Origin of the sequence: Paenibacillus sp. BT-177 (assembly GCF_025846815.2) — a bacterium.
Taxonomy (GTDB): domain Bacteria; phylum Bacillota; class Bacilli; order Paenibacillales; family Paenibacillaceae; genus Paenibacillus; species Paenibacillus polymyxa_C.
The window spans coordinates 1-16,960 of record NZ_JAOYTP010000006.1 but is presented as its reverse complement, the minus strand read 5'-3'; the positions used below and the strand labels follow the sequence as shown (position 1 = coordinate 16,960).

General features: G+C 43.8%; 14 protein-coding genes, 11 tRNA genes and 1 rRNA gene. 4 read left to right on the top strand and 22 right to left on the bottom strand.

All coding sequences use genetic code 11. From position 1 onward, the window contains the following. Nucleotides 1–125: 125 nt before the first annotated feature. Complete coding sequence (locus tag OIU26_RS18115) at nt 126–476, bottom strand: ArsR/SmtB family transcription factor (RefSeq protein WP_165084439.1); 351 nt, start codon at nt 474–476, stop codon at nt 126–128. Nucleotides 477–607: 131 nt separating this feature from the next. Here OIU26_RS18115 and OIU26_RS18110 point away from each other — a divergent pair, with 131 nt between their 5' ends. The 4 genes from OIU26_RS18110 to OIU26_RS18095 all read left to right on the top strand — a co-directional run bounded on the left by OIU26_RS18110 (nt 608) and on the right by OIU26_RS18095 (nt 2,670). After that, complete coding sequence (locus tag OIU26_RS18110) at nt 608–1,057, top strand: MarR family winged helix-turn-helix transcriptional regulator (RefSeq protein ID WP_058710339.1); 450 nt, start codon at nt 608–610, stop codon at nt 1,055–1,057. 61 nt (nt 1,058–1,118) lie between these two features. Further along, nucleotides 1,119–1,298, top strand: coding sequence for a hypothetical protein (locus OIU26_RS18105; RefSeq protein ID WP_040103017.1), 180 nt, complete (start codon nt 1,119–1,121; stop codon nt 1,296–1,298). 61 nt (nt 1,299–1,359) lie between these two features. Then, nucleotides 1,360–2,151 (top strand): arsenite methyltransferase, encoded by a 792-nt coding sequence (locus tag OIU26_RS18100; RefSeq protein WP_165084436.1) that lies wholly within the window; start codon nt 1,360–1,362, stop codon nt 2,149–2,151. A gap of 24 nt (nt 2,152–2,175) precedes the next feature. Next, the gene (locus tag OIU26_RS18095; RefSeq protein WP_264217579.1) at nt 2,176–2,670 is read left to right on the top strand and encodes an arsinothricin resistance N-acetyltransferase ArsN1 family A; all 495 of its coding nucleotides are present in this window, start codon (nt 2,176–2,178) and stop codon (nt 2,668–2,670) included. Nucleotides 2,671–2,766: 96 nt separating this feature from the next. Here OIU26_RS18095 and OIU26_RS18090 read toward each other — a convergent pair whose 3' ends face one another. The 21 genes from OIU26_RS18090 to rrf all read right to left on the bottom strand — a co-directional run bounded on the left by OIU26_RS18090 (nt 2,767) and on the right by rrf (nt 16,913). Further along, nucleotides 2,767–3,501 (bottom strand): hypothetical protein, encoded by a 735-nt coding sequence (locus OIU26_RS18090; protein WP_264217578.1) that lies wholly within the window; start codon nt 3,499–3,501, stop codon nt 2,767–2,769. Nucleotides 3,502–3,521: 20 nt separating this feature from the next. Next, a complete protein-coding gene (locus OIU26_RS18085; RefSeq protein WP_264217577.1) occupies nt 3,522–4,085 on the bottom strand; it encodes a hypothetical protein in 564 nt (187 codons plus the stop codon). Nucleotides 4,086–4,377: 292 nt separating this feature from the next. Continuing rightward, entirely contained in the window at nt 4,378–6,210 is a 1,833-nt protein-coding gene (gene glmS / locus OIU26_RS18080; RefSeq protein ID WP_013373234.1) for a glutamine--fructose-6-phosphate transaminase (isomerizing), read from the bottom strand. Between the two features lie 630 nt (nt 6,211–6,840). Continuing rightward, entirely contained in the window at nt 6,841–8,181 is a 1,341-nt protein-coding gene (glmM, locus tag OIU26_RS18075) for a phosphoglucosamine mutase (protein WP_013373235.1), read from the bottom strand. Nucleotides 8,182–8,241: 60 nt separating this feature from the next. Beyond that, complete coding sequence (locus OIU26_RS18070; RefSeq protein ID WP_264217576.1) at nt 8,242–9,711, bottom strand: CdaR family protein; 1,470 nt, start codon at nt 9,709–9,711, stop codon at nt 8,242–8,244. Beyond that, nucleotides 9,708–10,541, bottom strand: a complete 834-nt coding sequence (cdaA, locus tag OIU26_RS18065; protein ID WP_013373237.1) for a diadenylate cyclase CdaA — start codon at nt 10,539–10,541, stop codon at nt 9,708–9,710. The genes OIU26_RS18070 and cdaA overlap by 4 nt, the downstream gene beginning before the upstream one ends. A gap of 221 nt (nt 10,542–10,762) precedes the next feature. Continuing rightward, the gene (locus OIU26_RS18060) at nt 10,763–11,386 is read right to left on the bottom strand and encodes an anti-sigma factor (protein ID WP_013373238.1); all 624 of its coding nucleotides are present in this window, start codon (nt 11,384–11,386) and stop codon (nt 10,763–10,765) included. A 150-nt stretch (nt 11,387–11,536) separates the two neighbouring features. Further along, complete coding sequence (gene sigW, locus OIU26_RS18055) at nt 11,537–12,103, bottom strand: RNA polymerase sigma factor SigW (protein ID WP_013373239.1); 567 nt, start codon at nt 12,101–12,103, stop codon at nt 11,537–11,539. Between the two features lie 190 nt (nt 12,104–12,293). Then, nucleotides 12,294–15,086, bottom strand: a complete 2,793-nt coding sequence (ppc, locus tag OIU26_RS18050) for a phosphoenolpyruvate carboxylase (RefSeq protein ID WP_025675905.1) — start codon at nt 15,084–15,086, stop codon at nt 12,294–12,296. 725 nt (nt 15,087–15,811) lie between these two features. Further along, nucleotides 15,812–15,882 (bottom strand) — tRNA-Gly (locus OIU26_RS18045). 9 nt (nt 15,883–15,891) lie between these two features. Next, a tRNA-Pro gene (locus OIU26_RS18040) sits at nt 15,892–15,965 on the bottom strand. 22 nt (nt 15,966–15,987) lie between these two features. Continuing rightward, a tRNA-Arg gene (locus OIU26_RS18035) sits at nt 15,988–16,064 on the bottom strand. A gap of 5 nt (nt 16,065–16,069) precedes the next feature. Next, nucleotides 16,070–16,144, bottom strand: a tRNA-Gly gene (locus OIU26_RS18030). Between the two features lie 10 nt (nt 16,145–16,154). Then, nucleotides 16,155–16,235: transfer RNA gene (locus OIU26_RS18025), tRNA-Leu, on the bottom strand. Nucleotides 16,236–16,246: 11 nt separating this feature from the next. Continuing rightward, nucleotides 16,247–16,322, bottom strand: a tRNA-Lys gene (locus OIU26_RS18020). A 4-nt stretch (nt 16,323–16,326) separates the two neighbouring features. Beyond that, nucleotides 16,327–16,401: transfer RNA gene (locus OIU26_RS18015), tRNA-Gln, on the bottom strand. A 55-nt stretch (nt 16,402–16,456) separates the two neighbouring features. Further along, nucleotides 16,457–16,532 (bottom strand) — tRNA-Val (locus OIU26_RS18010). 11 nt (nt 16,533–16,543) lie between these two features. Then, nucleotides 16,544–16,615: transfer RNA gene (locus OIU26_RS18005), tRNA-Glu, on the bottom strand. Nucleotides 16,616–16,626: 11 nt separating this feature from the next. Next, a tRNA-Thr gene (locus tag OIU26_RS18000) sits at nt 16,627–16,699 on the bottom strand. A gap of 3 nt (nt 16,700–16,702) precedes the next feature. Further along, nucleotides 16,703–16,778 (bottom strand) — tRNA-Asn (locus OIU26_RS17995). Nucleotides 16,779–16,796: 18 nt separating this feature from the next. Next, a 5S ribosomal RNA gene (rrf, locus tag OIU26_RS17990) occupies nt 16,797–16,913 on the bottom strand. Nucleotides 16,914–16,960: the final 47 nt, after the last annotated feature.

Below are 16,960 nucleotides of genomic sequence, written 5' to 3'. Positions count from 1 at the left end.
TGATATCCATAGTCCTCATCTTCACGTTTAGCTGATTCCTCCTCTTTGTAATCTATAACCTTATAATCATATACTTATATTGAAGACAACATTTATCCCCTGCAAGGAGATAAACTGAACAACCTTTAGGAAGAGCAGCCTGAGGAATCCGGCCCACAAGTTGCTATAGGTCCTTCTTTATTCAGCCATTTTAAAATCCGTTTTGAATCCGGCATACAATCAAGAACAGCTTGAATATGTGGTTTGTCGTCTACATTCAAGGAATAGTATACCCACTGACTTCGTCTTTCTTCTTTAACCATCCCTTGCGACTTTAATTTTCTCAAATGTTGGCTAATGGCTGGTTGCGACATATCAAAGATATCTACAAATTCGCAGACACACCATTCTCTCTCTCTCAATAGAGAAATCATCGCCAGCCGGGTTTTATCCCCCAATAGCTTTAAATGATCGGCTACATAACCAAGTTGCTCCAATGAGTTACCTCCTTCCATTCATATAACTGTATGCTTATATGCTAATTCAAATTCATTTTGAAATCAATAAAGAATATTACTTGCAATTTGCAAATTAATAATATATAACTAAAGCATGAGGTGAAACATACATGGAAAATACACGAGAGTTATTTCAAAACATGACCCGTCGTTTAGGCTTACTGAACAAAAACTGTTGTACGGTGGGTGGGCACGACATTTCTCCGGTTCAAAGCCATATTCTTTATGAGATTGATCGCCAGCATAAACCTTCCATGCAGCAAATTGCTGAAACCCTTGGAACCGATATCACCACCTTTAGTAGACAGGTTCAGAGCTTAACCAAGATGAATCTGGTTGAGAAAACGCCGGACCCTAGTGATCGAAGAGTCTATACCTTATCCCTCACCGTGGAAGGTAAATATGTAGCGACCACCATTGACACACAGATGAATGACTACTTAAACGAAGTTTTTTCGTATTTGACCGACTTTGAACGAGAAACGGTGATTCGGTCCGTAAAACTCTTTAATGATGCTATGGCTCGATCCAGCAAATGCTGTTTTCCGGTGAAAGGATAATACTCACTCCTTATAGTTGCAAATTACAATTATCGAATTCATATCGTTGGAGGTATTAAAAATGAATGAAAATATCTATGTTGCAGAATACCTGATGAAAGCTCATGAACTGGAAAAGCAGCACCGATCTCAATCTGTTTGGAAATGGTCAAATGCAAATTCTAAAAAAAGCCGGTTGTCTTTTGACTTTTTTCTTCCTAAGCCAGTGCAAACCTCCATCTGCTGCGCGCCTTGCTGCTAACTAAAGCATAATAGCCGTTAAAATTCTGTTCCATCTATCCAATTTAAAGGAGTGTTTTGCGATGAATAAACCTACGAATGATGAAATCCGCCAAAATGTACGGAAGCATTACCAACAAATTGCCGTTAAGGAAGTCAATCGCCCCGCAGCAGGTAGCTGCTGTGGGGCCCCGTCCGATGCGGATGCCCTCTCATCACAAATAGGTTATTCCACAGAGGAGTTAACAGCTGTTCCCCAAGGAGCAAATCTCGGGCTTGGCTGTGGTAACCCGCAAGCTATTGCTGAATTAAAAGTCGGTGAAATCGTCTTGGATTTGGGCAGCGGCGGCGGATTTGACTGCTTTTTGGCCTCACGACAAGTAGGAGGGAACGGTAAAGTCATCGGAGTCGATATGACCCCAGATATGGTCAGCCGGGCCCGCAGTAACGCAGTTAAAGGGAATTTCACAAACACTGATTTTCGTTTAGGAGAAATCGAACATCTGCCAGTAGCAGATGGCACAGTAGATGTGATTATCTCAAATTGTGTGATCAACCTTTCACCGGATAAACAGCAGGTCTTCAACGAAGCTTTTCGTGTTCTGAAATCGGGCGGCAGACTAGCAATTTCCGATATTATTACTACTGCTGAGCTTCCTTCTGAAATAAAAAATGACCTGAGCGAGTTGTATTCCGGCTGTATTTCCGGCGCCTCTTCATTGGAAGAAGTGAAGTCCATGCTTCTGCAGAGTGGATTTACGAGTATTAGCATCGAGCCTAAAGATGAGTCTAAATCATTCATCAAAGATTGGGTACCTGGTGCAAACGTGGATAATTACATTGTTTCTGCGATCATAAAGGCCAAGAAAGCCTAATGTGCTTATGGGTGGGGGATCAGCATGCCGATATTGAACGTTCGAACAGCAACCTCAGAAGATCTGGATCGTATTCTAGACATTTACAATCAGGGGATTGAAGATCGGATAGCTACACTAGAGACGGAAGCAAAAGACTTCGACTATATAGTTGACTGGTTTAGGGAACATCAAAATCGCTACACCATTTTGGTCGCAGAAGCAGACGGAATTGTGGTTGGCTGGGCTTCCTTGAATCGTTATTCTCATCGTTGTGCTTATGATGGTGTAGCAGACCTATCGATTTACGTAGACCGAACCTTCCGAAGTAGAGGCGTTGGTAGTACGCTTCATGCGGAATTAGAGAAAGAGGCCAAGAAAAACAATTTTTATAAGATCGTCCTATTCACCTTTCCCTTCAATGAAAACGGTCAGAGGCTTTATCGGAAGATTGGTTACCGTGAAGTCGGCATTTTTGAAAAACAAGGGGTTATGGACGGTCAGTATATAGACGTTATGATTATGGAAAAATTGATCTAAACCATATGGATAGCAGGACCTGTCCAAAAGGTCTTGCTATCTTTACTTTAACAACCATATGCGTGAAATGTAGCAAACAAGTAAAGGAAAGGCCCCTCACTTTGAGTTCATCGTGACTTTTAGATTCTTATCCATATTTGACCAACTCGTAACTTTACCATTTAAATCGAATTGAACCGTCGAAAAACCATATCCCCACGAATCCCCAATCACGGATGTAGGGGTACCCATGGCATGAATCACTTGCTGTTTGGAGGACCCTTTCGTAAAAGGAGCCGCAGTTTTTATTCGTGGACCCATAAATACATTTAAGTTATCACTAATGTTTGACCAACCAATAACCTCTTCACTACTTGAATTAAGCTGTACTGCCGAATAATCGTAGCCCCATGAGTCACCAATGATAGACGTCGGGGTACCCATGGCATCAATTACATCCTGGACAGAAGATCCTATCGTAAAGGGGGCGGCCCCCTTCTTTTTTGTCCCAATAGATACTTTCAAAGTATGGTTGATCGACGTCGAAGTTCCCATAACATCGATCACCTTTTCCTTTGGAGAACCTAGAGTGAAAAAATTAGTATTTTCTACTATAACCATGCTTATCTCGGAAGAAGCTGTCAACTCCGTCTCATTGCTTACCACATCTGAAGATGCAATCTTATTACTACCATCATTATTGATCTTTTGAGATTCGTTAACAGTACTCGGAGAATCATGCCCGCTGTCTCCTTCATTTCCAAAGCCGGTTTGACTCGAATCATCGATTACTTGTGGCGTATCTGAAACTGGCTTTTCATCTGGGTTACCTATATTTGTACTTTCATTCACCTCAAAAGTAGGCCCATTTCCTAATGAAGAATGCCCCCCTTTGAAAATCCAGAATGTGAAGGTGTATAGGATGGTGAAGAATTAAAATATATCAATAGACCAAATCCCACTAGAAGTGGAATCCCCCGATAATCATAAATTATGCTAAAGACGACACCTAACCCATTTAAAAATGCTCCCCATATCTTTGATAATTTCGGTTGCTCCGGTAATACTTCATCGAGGAAATGTCTCTTTCTTTTATAATCAGCATGCGTGTAATCCAGAAACAATTGATGCTCCGCTTTTACTTTCACATGATGAGCATAGCTGGTAGCACCTATTTTGTACATCAAATGATGATATGCTTCGCTCATTGGGAGGTCGGATTTTAAACTGTTCGGAGTCTGCATGGAGGTATCCAGATTGAGAAAATGGCGAAGAACTTCGTTACGTGCCATAGCCGTAAACACTTGAATTTTAAACAGTCGCGGTGAATTACGGTAAACGACGCTATTTTCGACAAACAATTGGTTCATTTGTAGTTCTTTTCTCATCGCTTCACGTACATCTGTTTTAGTAAGTTCCAATATAGCTCCGTCCAACTTTCTCTCTCCCGTCCTCATTCAAGTATATATTCGTTTCGCTTACCCATTTTCAATTATTATACAAGACTATTCCTAACTTAAATAAAAACCCGATGAAACTTACTCATCGGGTTTTTTTACAAATAATCACTTAATTAATTTTAATATGATATTTTACTATTTTTTATAAACTTCATAACTTTAGTACATCGATACAACAATAAATAAGCTTGAATTTTTAGAACTCAACTTTATTGTTCAGAACTCATCTTTATTGTGTTTGATCATTAATTTAGAATTTTACTAATGCTTATTCTACAGTAACACTTTTCGCCAGGTTACGTGGTTTGTCAACGTCATGACCCAGTGCAAGCGATGCGTAGTAAGCCAATAGTTGGAGAGCTATAACTGAAATGGCAGCGGACAGAATCGGAAGTGTTTTTGGAATTGCAAATACTTGATCCACGGATTTCAGTAGCTCAACAGCGTGCTCTTCATACGTGATTGCAAGCACGTCACCGCCACGAGCTTTGACTTCCTTAATGTTGCTCACGGTTTTTTCCAACACGGATTCCTGAGTTACCAAAGCAATAACTGGAATTCCCTCTTCGATCAATGCCAGTGTACCATGCTTCAACTCACCCGCAGCATATGCCTCGGAATGAATGTAGGAGATTTCCTTGAGTTTCAGGGAACCTTCCTGTACTACAGCATAGTCCTGACCACGACCAATAAAGAACAGGTGCTTGTTGCTAGCGATTTGCTCAGCATAGGCTTTGATCGCATCTGCTTTACTCAACATCTCTTCTACTTGCTCTGGCAGTGATTCCATAGCAGCCAGCACATGAGCTACTTGCTCATCCGTTTGTGTGCCGCGTACTTGAGCCAGATACAGACCCAACAGATAAAACGCAATCAACTGGGAAGAATACGCTTTGGTGGAGGCTACGGCAATTTCCGGTCCTGCCAGTGTAACCAACACATCATCTGCATCACGGGCGATGGAACTACCAACTACGTTTGTAATCGCCAGTACATGCGCTCCGTTTGCTTGTGCTTCACGTAGTGCTGCCAAGGTATCAGCAGTTTCACCGGATTGACTCACCACGATCACCAATGTCTCAGGTGTTACGATAGGAGAACGGTAGCGATACTCGGAAGCTACATCGTTTTCTACCGGAATACGAGCCATACTTTCAATAACCGTACGACCAATCAAACCAGCATTGTAAGCTGTACCACACGCTACAATTTGAATGTTGCGGATATTTTTAATTTGTTCTTCTGTTAGCTTCAGCTCTGGAAGAACAACTTTTTTAGTATCTTTATCGATACGGCCCAACATTGTATCACGATAAGCCTTAGGCTGTTCGTGGATTTCTTTCAACATGAAATGCTCATATCCGCCTTTTTCCGCTGTCACAGCATCCCATTCGACATGAATCATTTCCCGAGAAATAAATTGGCCTTCGATTGTCATTAATTCGACAGCATCACTAGTCAGAACAGCCATTTCGCCATCGTTCAAAATAAATACATTGCGTGTATATTTCAGAATAGCCGGAATATCGGAACCGATAAAGTTCTCGCCTTCTCCCACACCAATAACCAGCGGGCTGGCTTGGCGAACAGCTACCAGCTTATTAGGCTCGTGCTCGGTCAGCACTCCCAGTGCAAAAGCACCGCGCATAAAGGTAATTGCTTTTTGTACTGCTTTAACAATATCTCCTTCATACTCACGCGCTACCAGATGGGAAATAACTTCTGTGTCCGTTTCGGAAATAAAGGTATGACCTTCTCCGATCAGCTGTTCCTTCAGTTCCAGATAGTTCTCAATAATTCCGTTGTGAACTACAGAAAACTTTTGGCTCTCATCCAAATGTGGATGGGAGTTTTCATCAGAAGGTTTACCGTGTGTTGCCCAACGTGTATGTCCGATGCCTGCATGGCCTACCAACGGTGTACCATCCAGTTTAGCTTCCAGATTCGCCAGACGACCTTTTGCCTTGGCTACTTGCAGTCCTGAATCTGTAAACACAGCAATACCCGCAGAATCATACCCGCGATATTCCAGCTTCTTCAGTCCGTCAATCAATACCTCTTGCGTATTCTGATTACCAATATATCCTACAATGCCACACATATTCGTTATCCTCCCGATCATCATTTCACAAGACGACTCATCACAGGACTAACGTGTGCGGTAGATTGTGGAATAAAGTTCATTCATCTATGAAGTTGTCAATGATAACTATAGAATTTACAGGCATCTCTTCACGAATGTAACGAAATTCCCAAACCGCGCACGCCAATGATGATGGCCGCACATTCATGAAATGAATCTTATAATTTAGGTTATAAAATAATTTGGGCATCTACCGGTGCGTTGTGTAAACAGTTGCCTGTTCATTTTCCGCTGCCGGTTTACGGGTTGATGCTTCACCGGAAGGTCCCCGCCGAATGTTTCGAACACCTTCACCTCGTCAGCTTGCTTTGTCGTGAACCGATGCGAGCAATATCATCTCAACGGAATCTATTGCTTCTCCACCAAGTTCCCCCGCACAAAATCAAGCTCTGGCGCTTGTATTACGTTACCTCACAACCCTCGCTTTCTCTATTTGAGTCACAACATCCCTATATTATATTCAGCAGAGCATCATTTGGCAATGACACTTTATTCATAATTACACCCTAAAGGCGTTAAATCATTAGTGAATAACCGTAAATGCGGTTGCCTGCTTATGTTTAACAGGCAACCTACGTTTACAAAATTTTAAACTAATTCTTTTTTCACGACATCTACGATCTGTCCGACAAACTGCTCCAGCTCGTCCTTATCCGGGCCTTCGGCCATTACACGAATAAGCGACTCTGTACCTGAAGCACGGACCAATACACGCCCATTATCGCCCAATTGTTGTTCCACCTGTTCAATCGCTTCTGCAATCGCAGGATTCCCCTCGTAATTGCGTTTGTCCTGCACACGTACATTCACAAGCACTTGCGGATATTGTTTCATAAGCGATTTTAGCTCGCTCATCTTCTTGCCAGAAGCTTTCAGGGTATCTACCAGTTGAATCCCTGTCAGCATGCCATCACCTGTCGTATTGTGATCCAGGAAAATAACATGACCAGACTGCTCACCGCCCAGATTAAATCCACCCCGACGCATTTCTTCCATCACATAACGGTCTCCGACCGCAGTTTTTGCAGTCTTGAGAGCCAGCTTTTCAGTAGCTTTATAAAAACCGATATTACTCATTACTGTCGATACAATGGTGCTGTCCTTGAGTTTTCCAGCGCGGTTCATTGCATCTCCGCAAATACAGAGAATGTAGTCTCCATCTACCTCTTCCCCGTTCTCATCAATTGCGATCAGGCGATCAGCATCGCCGTCAAAGGCAAGCCCAATATCCGCTTTCAAGCGGCGCACTTCCTCTTTCAGCTTTTCAGGATGAGTCGAGCCACAATGATCATTGATATTCAATCCGTTTGGCTCCGCTCCGATCGTGTGCACTTCAGCTCCCAAATCCGCAAAAAGCTTCGGCGCCAGCTCATAAGCTGCTCCGTTTGCACAGTCCAATACAATTTTTAGACCTTCAAAAGAATGACTAATTGTTGTTTTCAAAAACTCCAGATAATCGTAGCGGGAATGCTCGTCTACAACAACCGTGCCCAACCCGCTGCCAATCGGACGAGGCAATTGGTCTTCTTTTGCATCCATAAGCTCTTCAATTTTCAATTCCGTTTCATCGGTTAATTTAAACCCATCGCCGCCAAAAAACTTAATCCCGTTGTCCTCAACAGGATTGTGAGATGCCGAGATCATTACACCAGCGTCCGCTTTCAATTGCCGTGTGAGATATGCCACCCCAGGCGTGGAAACAATACCTAGGCGAACCACATTAGCCCCAATGGACAACAACCCGGCTACCAGTGCCGATTCCAACATCAGCCCGGATATCCGTGTATCCATACCAATCACAACTGTCGGTTTCTCTACATTACCTGCTAAGACATATCCGCCGCAGCGGCCAATGCTATATGCCAGTTCGGCTGTTAGTTCCTGATTAGCAATGCCTCGTACACCATCTGTACCAAAATATTTCCCCATGTAAAATGACTCCCTTTTTTTGTCTAATAAATCTTGATCATTTACTACAGATAAAACATGTTATGGCTGACTGTTCTCCGAGGTTCCATTCGCAGAAGATTCTGCGCCGTTATGAGGATTTGTTTTATCCTCCGCAGCTGCGTTGTCCCCGGTATTAGCGTCAGAGTTGCCACCTTGATTGCCTTGCCCCTCCTGTGGCCTCTCCTGCCCCTTATCACCACTACCAGAGGGGTTTGATTCATTCTCACTATTCGGATTCGTTACAGCAGGCGTAGAAGGGCTCTCAATGTTTACCGTTGCCTTTAGTTGGCCGGCATTCCCGGCTTGTGTAATGTATTTAGGCAAGCCTACTTTCAAAGTAACCTCGTGTTGACCAGCCGAGAGGCCACTTACATTTGCCACCAAACTAACGTCATCATTGGTTAAATTGTTTACCAAATCCTGAGGACCCTTCACAGTAACATCCATCGTCTTGCCTGTGGGCGCTATGACAGTCGCATTAGCTCCATCTCCTGCACCTTGTAAAACGATTGGGATGCCTGACAGCGTCCGTTCCGTATCTGTAACTTCATTGGAAGGAACGACAGTCACCTGAATTTGTATTGACCCTGGCTCGATTTTATCAGAACCTGAGGGAGCTGCCAAATTAGCTTGAACCGTACGGGTCCCCGCTTCCGTAAATTGACTCAGATCGAGTGTAACCGTGACATAAGAGCTGAGCCTGCTTAATACATCCTGTGATGCATATACCGCTGCTTCCTTCACGTTTGCGTTTACTTTAGAAAGCGCCAATCCGTCTGGCAGCTCTCCGGAATAAACTATCTTGACAGGCACAGACTTCGCCTGCTGAGTGACCGGGATTTCAACGGACACCGTGGATGGCTCAATGACCGCACCTGTGAGTTCCTGTCCCTTTTTGTTATAAGCCTTCAGTTTTACACGTTTCTGTTCAAACTTTTCTGAGATGCCATCCGTATTAACAGCCCCTTGCACCGCAGTAACGGTATTCAACTGGCTTTTGGGTAAAGTAACCTTTACCGTTTGAGGAGCAATCACAGGCTTGCCGAGCTGTAGCCCCGCATCTGGACTACCCTTAGGTACTATAGATACATTGAATGATTTCGTTTGTTTTTCCTCAATTGTTACTGTAACACGGTTAGGAGTCATCGATACCAATTCCACCCCATCCGGCAAATCCGGTTCAAGTGACAATGTTTTAGTACCTGCTCCTAAGCCGCTTAAGTTTAGTTTTGCCTGATAATTATCCGCGAAAAAAGTAGTCAGGACAGAGCGCTGTCCTCTGACCTCCATCTTTACATGATCCGTGTCCATAGTAGACAGCACATATTTTGAATCATCCAGACCACTGGCCTGAATGGCCACATTATCAATTATTTTATTATTATAGGAAACGGTCAACGTAGACGAAGGTGTACCTGTATCCAGATGAACCATTCCCCACAGCATTATAGCAACCGCAAGCGCCAATATCTTGGAAATCGTATTATTGTTAATCCATTTGTCCATCATGAATTTCCACGGCCTCCCCTCCGATTCCAGAATGAGCCGCGTTTTTCCTTCAGTGACGGTGTTGGCCGCAACTCCTCATACAGCTTGGAGATTAGGGATTCTTCCTTAATGTCTCGTACGACCTGACCATTGATAGCCAACGAAATTTGCCCTGTTTCCTCCGATACCACGACAGTTACGGCATCAGTTACCTCACTCACGCCAATTGCAGCCCGATGACGGGTTCCCAACTCCTTGCTAATGAAGGGATTTTCCGATAATGGCAAATAGCAGGCCGCAGAAGCAATCTGTTTATTTTGTATAATCACCGCACCATCATGCAAAGGCGTATTGGGAATGAAGATGTTAATTAGCAGTTCAGAACTAACTACGGCCTGTGTCTTGATACCAGACTCCGTATATTCGTTCAGTCCTGTCTCGCGCTCGAATACGACCAATGCTCCTATTTTTCTACGTGATAAATAATTCAGCGCCTTAATCATTTCTCCAATTAACTTATTGATTTCTTCATCATCTACCGACGAACGCCCAAATAATTTACCACGCCCCAACTGCTCTAGAGCACGACGCAACTCAGGTTGAAAAATAATAAAAATAGCCACTACACCAAAGGTGAACATCTGATTCATCAACCACTTGAGCGTGTACAAATCAAACCAGGTACTAACCGCCCAAATAACGACCAGGAACAGAATTCCTTTTAACAATTGAACTGCTCGCGTTCCGCGAACAAGTAAAATAAGCTGATACATAATATAGGTTACGATTAAAATGTCGATAATATCTTTAATGGACTCTTTCCAAGTCAGGTCCGCAAAATAATCCAACATGCGCATGCCCCCGCAATTTTCTGTAGTGAGTGGGTGTAATATGTACACAGTATGCTCTCTCTATCTAGGTTATAACGATCAGGCTCACGTTGCAAGCTGTGCGACAAAAGAATCACCAAAATCAGTAAAATACAGTACGATTCGCCAGATTCATATACAAAAAAACGCCTTTTCCAGCGGAAAAAGGCGCTCGATATCGTTCTTGCCATTTCAAGCTTCTTTTATGGAGAAGACGGTCCCCCGAACAAATCGGTAACCTTGTACCAAATCCAGTCCAAGGTTTGATCGATACTTTTAACCTGTCCTGCAATATGGGCGGTTGAAGCTTGATAGTAAGAGCCGTCAATCACAGTAAGATTTCCTTCCACATCACCGTATACACGGGCCTCACCATTTTGTACTGTTAAATCTCCGGCAATGGATTTCCCTTCAGGTACAATTACAGTATCGCCCTGAATAACAACTTGATCTAGATTGCTTCCTTTGACTACCAATTGATGGTCCGTGCTAGAAAAGCTGGCCATACTTGAGCATATCACAATAAGGAAGAAGGCGGCAGCTGTTACAGCGGGATGCCTCTTCACCCAAGTTAGCATAGGCACCGCAGGCTGTCTTTTATGCGGCGGCAAAGCATTCATAATGCGAAATGTCAGCTCATCCGATACACACGGCACTTGATGATAGCGTGTACCGTAAAGCATCGCATCCGTCCGCTCCAGCTCTTTAAAACGCATGCGGCATTCCGGGCAGTCTAACAAGTGTTGTTCCAACTCATGTTTGTCCTGCTCAGACAGGTCGCCATCTAGATAGTCATGCATAAAAGAGACGGCTTGTTTGCAATCCATATGAGCCAATCCTTTCTAATATTCTTCCGTGTTTCTCAACATAACATGCTCCGGCTTAGAAACTTTGCTCATCTTACATACGTTACAACGAGCATTATGTTTCATAAAAACATCTACGTAGGCTCTTTTCCTAGAATGTATGCACATCATTTATAGCTTGTGCTCCAATTTTTTGCGTAGAAAATCCCGTCCCCTGTGTACTCTTGTCTTAATTGTGGTAACTGGGAGATTGAGCACATCGCTAATTTCCTGCAAGGAAAGCTCCTGCAAGTACCGTAAAACCATAATCGTCTTGTATTTATCCGGAAGGCTGTCAATGGCGTCATGAATTAAAGCTTGCGTTTCTGACAACAGCGTACTCCCTTCAGGGGTAAGCTCTTCACTAGCAAGCATGGCGTACCCATCAACACCTTCCTGATCATTCATTTCAGCATCAAGTGAGTATGTAGGTTTTCTCCTTCGCAGACGATCAATGCACAGATTTGTAGCAATCCGATAAATCCAGGTTGAGAACTTCTGTCCATGGTCATACTTTTCCAAGTTGCGATACACACGCAAAAAAGTTTCCTGCACCAAATCCTCCGCCTCATGACGATTACCTAGCATCCGGTAGGAAAGATGAAAAATCCGATCTTTATATAACTCGACTAACTCCGCAAAAGCTCGCTGATCACCTTTTTGCACCAGCCTAACCAAGCGGCTTTCCATATTATCCACTCTATACTCCCCCAGACTTGCTGATGGGTTACTTATTATATGTTTATGATTATTCATCGTAGTTTAATTTTATCCAGAAATCAACTGAAGTATGGACACAAGTAACAAACTCGTGCGTCATTACTATAAACACAGCACAATCGGGCACTCCATGAGTACCCGATTGCCTGTATCATACAGCCAAACTATATCAGCCTGTGTTTCTCAAGCCTGCGGCAATTCCGTTAATCGTCAACAGTACCTCACGCAGCATTTCAGCATCATCACCGTTCTGATTACGCAACTCGCGCAGCTCACTTAGCAATTGAACCTGCAAATAACTTAACGGATCGACATAAGGATTACGCAACCGGATAGATTCCTGAATAACAGGTACATCGTCCAAAATCTCAGATTGTCCGGTTATTTTCAAAATCAACTCAGATGTCAGCTTGAACTCTGCAGAAATCTGTCCAAATATACGTTGTCGTGCTTCTTCATTATCCGACATCCCAGCGTACTCCTCTGCAATCAGCAAATCCGCTTTAGCGATTGCCATTTGCAGTGTATCAATAAGCGACCGGAAGAAAGCAGAGTCTCTAAACATCGTTTGCAGCACTTTAAGGTTATCTTCATTGTTTTGATAGTAGCTTTGCAAACCAGTTCCTGCCGCATACCAAGCGGGTAGCAAGTAACGACTTTGTGTCCACGCAAAAACCCACGGAATGGCGCGCAAGTCCTCAAAACGTTCGCTATTCTTACGCTTGGACGGGCGAGATCCAATATTCAGCTCGCCTACCTCAGGCAACGGTGTAGATTCTTTGAAGAAACTGAAGAAATCCGGGTCTCGGAAAATCAAATCTTGATACTTCTCCAGTGATACCTCGGAAATACGGGCAATAATCTCCTCCCAGCTTTCCTCGAACACTTCTTTCTTTCCCGAGCGATGATAGGCAGCAGCCGTAATTAACGCCGATGTCGCCTGCTCCAAGCTCCGATATGCAATCCCCTTGAGCGAATAGCGGGATGATAGCACTTCGCCTTGCTCCGTAATCTTAATTCCTCCACCAATGGTATGAGGAGGCTGAGCCAGAATACTGCGATTAAGTGGCATTCCTCCACGCCCCAGCGCTCCTCCACGTCCGTGGAAAAACTTCACTTTTGCACCATACTCGTTTACTACTTCCGTAATGCTATTCATAGCGACCCGAAGTTCCCAGTTCGCTGTAACCACACCGCCATCCTTATTACTATCCGAGTAGCCAAGCATGATCTCCTGAAGCTCATCCATGGCGGCTACAGATTGTCGATATACAGGCAGGTTCATCAATCTTCTCATAATATCAGGTGCAGCGTGCAAATCATCTATCGTTTCGAACAAAGGAACGGATTGCAGCGTACAGATGACAGTGCCATCCTTCTCGATGCGGAACAGGCCCACCTCTTTGGCTAATACCATGACCTCAAGCAAATCACTGGCCCCTTGGGTCATACTGATCAAGTAGCTTGTAATGGATTGCTTGCCAAATTCCTCCTGAGCCAAATAAATCGTACGATATACATCAAGACATTCCTGTGTGCTATCACTATATTTTAAATACGGCGAAGTAATCGGACGCGGTTCATTCAGCAGCTGTTCCAGCAGATCTATTTTTTCTTCCTCTGACAGCTTACTGTAATCTGACACAATATTCATTTTTGAAAGAATTTCAGTCATCGCATTTTCATGTTCCTGACTATGCTGACGCACATCCAGCGTAGCCGTATGAAACCCGAATAGCTCTACCTGACGAATCATCTTTTGGATATACGTGTCTGCCACATAATCAGCAAAATGATGGCGCAAGCTGTTGTCAATAACATTCAGGTCTGCAATAAGTTCTTCCGCGGAGCTGTAGCGCTCCTTGGTACCCTGTTTGCTTTCATCCAAAACGTTATTCACCTTAGCAATCATATATGCCAGTTTGATGCGATAAGGCTCTTTTTCGTTATGCCATACTTCCATTTTTTTAAGTGTGATGTGGGCGCGATCTTCTTCAATAGAAGCCAACAAATCATCAGAAACTCGAACAATGCTGGTACTGAAGCTCAAGTAACCCATGAGTTCTTTCAGCGTGTGCTGATATTCTCTCAAAGCCAACTTGCGCTGCATACGTAATGTTTCCCAAGTCACATGAGATGTAACAGATGGATTCCCGTCTCGGTCTCCACCGATCCAAGAACCAAATCTCAAATAAGTTGGAATGTGCCATTTTTGCTCAGGATAATATTTGACCAAACATCGTTCCAGTTCTTGGTATACATCCGGCAATACATGAAACAAGGTCTCATGAAAATAATACATTCCATTTCTTACTTCATCTAATACAGTTGGCTTTCGATCACGCAGCTCATCGGTCTGCCACAGTGTAATTACTTCATTAAGCAGATTTTCCCGTACCTGTTCTCGCTCACGCAAGGTAAGCATCGGATTATCCAGCAGCATGACGTCTTCGGAAATACGTTTGTGGATATCCAGGATTACTCGTCGTGTTGCTTCTGTAGGATGTGCAGTCATGACCAGCTCCAAAGAGAGTTCATTCAGCATGTTGCTAACGTCCTCTGCGGAGAAGCCTCCTTGTTTAAGCTCCTGAACGGAACTTTCGATAGAACCGGGTTGAACCTCTTCACCAGCGGAATGCTCATAATCCCGCTTACGACGAATACGATGGTTCTGCTCAGCGATATTCACCAACTGAAAGTAAATCGCAAACGCGCGAATAACCTGGTGACGAATATCCGTATCCAGTCCACTGACCATTTGTTTGAAATTCTCGTATAACTCCGGCTGATACCCGGCACGTAACGATTTACTTGCCTCACGTATTTTCTCCACGATATCCAAAAGTTCGTTGCCACCCTGATGAACCAAAACCTCACCAAGAATATTTCCTAGAAAACGAACGTCCCGCCGTAGCAGATTATTGGATTGGTTTTTGTTAGCGGTTAACGTAAGCTCAGTCATGCTTTTCCCCCCATCTGATCTGTTCCACACCTATTCAGTTGTAGCAAAGGTACGTATACACACGAAATTTGACACTTTCTTAACATCATACAATAAAAACGTATGAAAAGCTGCAAAATTTACAGGAAAAAATCATGCTTTTGAAATACTTTTTTGGAGAATATATTGGTTATATATACATAATAATGAAATTTAAAAATTAAACCTGATTTTATAGCTATTGATGTGCGAAACTTTATGCACAGTCTCTTTTAAAAGGCGCGTTTTCAAAGGTACAAATTCTTGTGTCATGATGTGTATATGTTCATTATTTGTTGACAAAGTGAAATTCATTGCGCTCTATCCACAAAGATATACACAAAAAAGCCATAATCTCAGTATTCTAAATCTGTTTACTCATTAATCTCTACGTGTTACCCACATAAATAAAGAAGAGTGTGCACAACAAAAGGAGCAGATGTAGAGTTATCACCATGAATTTCGCAACATAATAATTATAGGATTCCTATTTTCAATGGATTTGATCACGAATTTAGCCTTACTACAGGAAAAAGGGGGCCGTAAGAGGGGAAATCCGGGTCTAGGTGATAAAAGCCTATGTAGGATATGCACAAGTCATCCCCAACCGTGCACGACAAGAGGCATCATTTAATGCTCTATATACATAGAAGTTAATGTATTGTGACAAAATAAAAAGAAGCCTTTCGGCTTCTAGGTAATCGGTAAGCGGGTGATGGGAATCGAACCCACGCTATCAGCTTGGAAGGCTGAAGTTCTACCATTGAACTACACCCGCAAATCAGTATCGGGATGACACGATTTGAACATGCGACCCCCTGGTCCCAAACCAGGTGCTCTACCAAGCTGAGCTACATCCCGATATTATATTATTTTAAAAAGATGGCGCGCCCTGAGAGATTCGAACTCCCGGCCTTTTGATTCGTAGTCAAACGCTCTATCCAGCTGAGCTAAGGGCGCAAATATGGAGCGGACGACGGGAATCGAACCCGCGACCCTCGCCTTGGCAAGGCGATGCTCTACCGCTGAGCCACGTCCGCAATAACAGGATGCGCGTGGAGGGACTTGAACCCCCACGTCAAAGACGCTAGATCCTAAGTCTAGTGCGTCTGCCAATTCCGCCACACGCGCATGTAATACAATGGTGAGCCATGAAGGACTCGAACCTTCGACACCCTGATTAAAAGTCAGGTGCTCTACCAACTGAGCTAATGGCTCTTAATGGCTGGGGATATAGGATTTGAACCTATGCATGACGGAGTCAAAGTCCGTTGCCTTACCGCTTGGCTAATCCCCAATATGCATATGATTCACAATTCCCCTATATTTCATCCATGTAAGAGAATAAAATATGGTGGAGGCTGAGGGGATCGAACCCCCGACCCTCTGCTTGTAAGGCAGATGCTCTCCCAGCTGAGCTAAGCCTCCATACTATCCTATGACCCGTAGGGGATTCGAACCCCTGTTACCTCCGTGAAAGGGAGGTGTCTTAACCCCTTGACCAACGGGCCATCCTGTAACAAGCTCTCAACCGGGATCGAACCGGTGACCTCATCCTTACCATGGATGCACTCTACCTACTGAGCTATGAGAGCAAATGGCTCCCCGAACAGGACTCGAACCTGTGACAACTCGATTAACAGTCGAGTGCTCTACCAACTGAGCTATCAGGGAATAATAAATATAAAGTTCGCTTGGCGGCGTCCTACTCTCCCAGGACCCTGCGGTCCAAGTACTATCGGCGCTGGAGGGCTTAACGGTCGTGTTCGGGATGGGTACGTGTGGAACCCCTCCGCTATCGCCACCAAACATGAATTTGCCTCGCAAATTCTAACTTCAAGGTTACACCCTGAAAA

Excerpts from the sequence above, each read along its gene's own strand:
- OIU26_RS18110 (WP_058710339.1), top strand. The coding sequence starts at position 608 with ATGGAAAATACACGAGAGTTATTTCAAAACATGACCCGTCGTTTAGGC.
- OIU26_RS18105 (WP_040103017.1), top strand. The coding sequence starts at position 1,119 with ATGAATGAAAATATCTATGTTGCAGAATACCTGATGAAAGCTCATGAA.
- OIU26_RS18100 (WP_165084436.1), top strand. The coding sequence starts at position 1,360 with ATGAATAAACCTACGAATGATGAAATCCGCCAAAATGTACGGAAGCAT.
- OIU26_RS18095 (WP_264217579.1), top strand. The coding sequence starts at position 2,176 with ATGCCGATATTGAACGTTCGAACAGCAACCTCAGAAGATCTGGATCGT.
- glmS (WP_013373234.1), bottom strand. The coding sequence starts at position 6,210 with ATGTGTGGCATTGTAGGATATATTGGTAATCAGAATACGCAAGAGGTA.
- glmM (WP_013373235.1), bottom strand. The coding sequence starts at position 8,181 with ATGGGGAAATATTTTGGTACAGATGGTGTACGAGGCATTGCTAATCAG.
- OIU26_RS18070 (WP_264217576.1), bottom strand. The coding sequence starts at position 9,711 with ATGATGGACAAATGGATTAACAATAATACGATTTCCAAGATATTGGCG.
- cdaA (WP_013373237.1), bottom strand. The coding sequence starts at position 10,541 with ATGTTGGATTATTTTGCGGACCTGACTTGGAAAGAGTCCATTAAAGAT.
- OIU26_RS18060 (WP_013373238.1), bottom strand. The coding sequence starts at position 11,386 with ATGGATTGCAAACAAGCCGTCTCTTTTATGCATGACTATCTAGATGGC.
- ppc (WP_025675905.1), bottom strand. The coding sequence starts at position 15,086 with ATGACTGAGCTTACGTTAACCGCTAACAAAAACCAATCCAATAATCTG.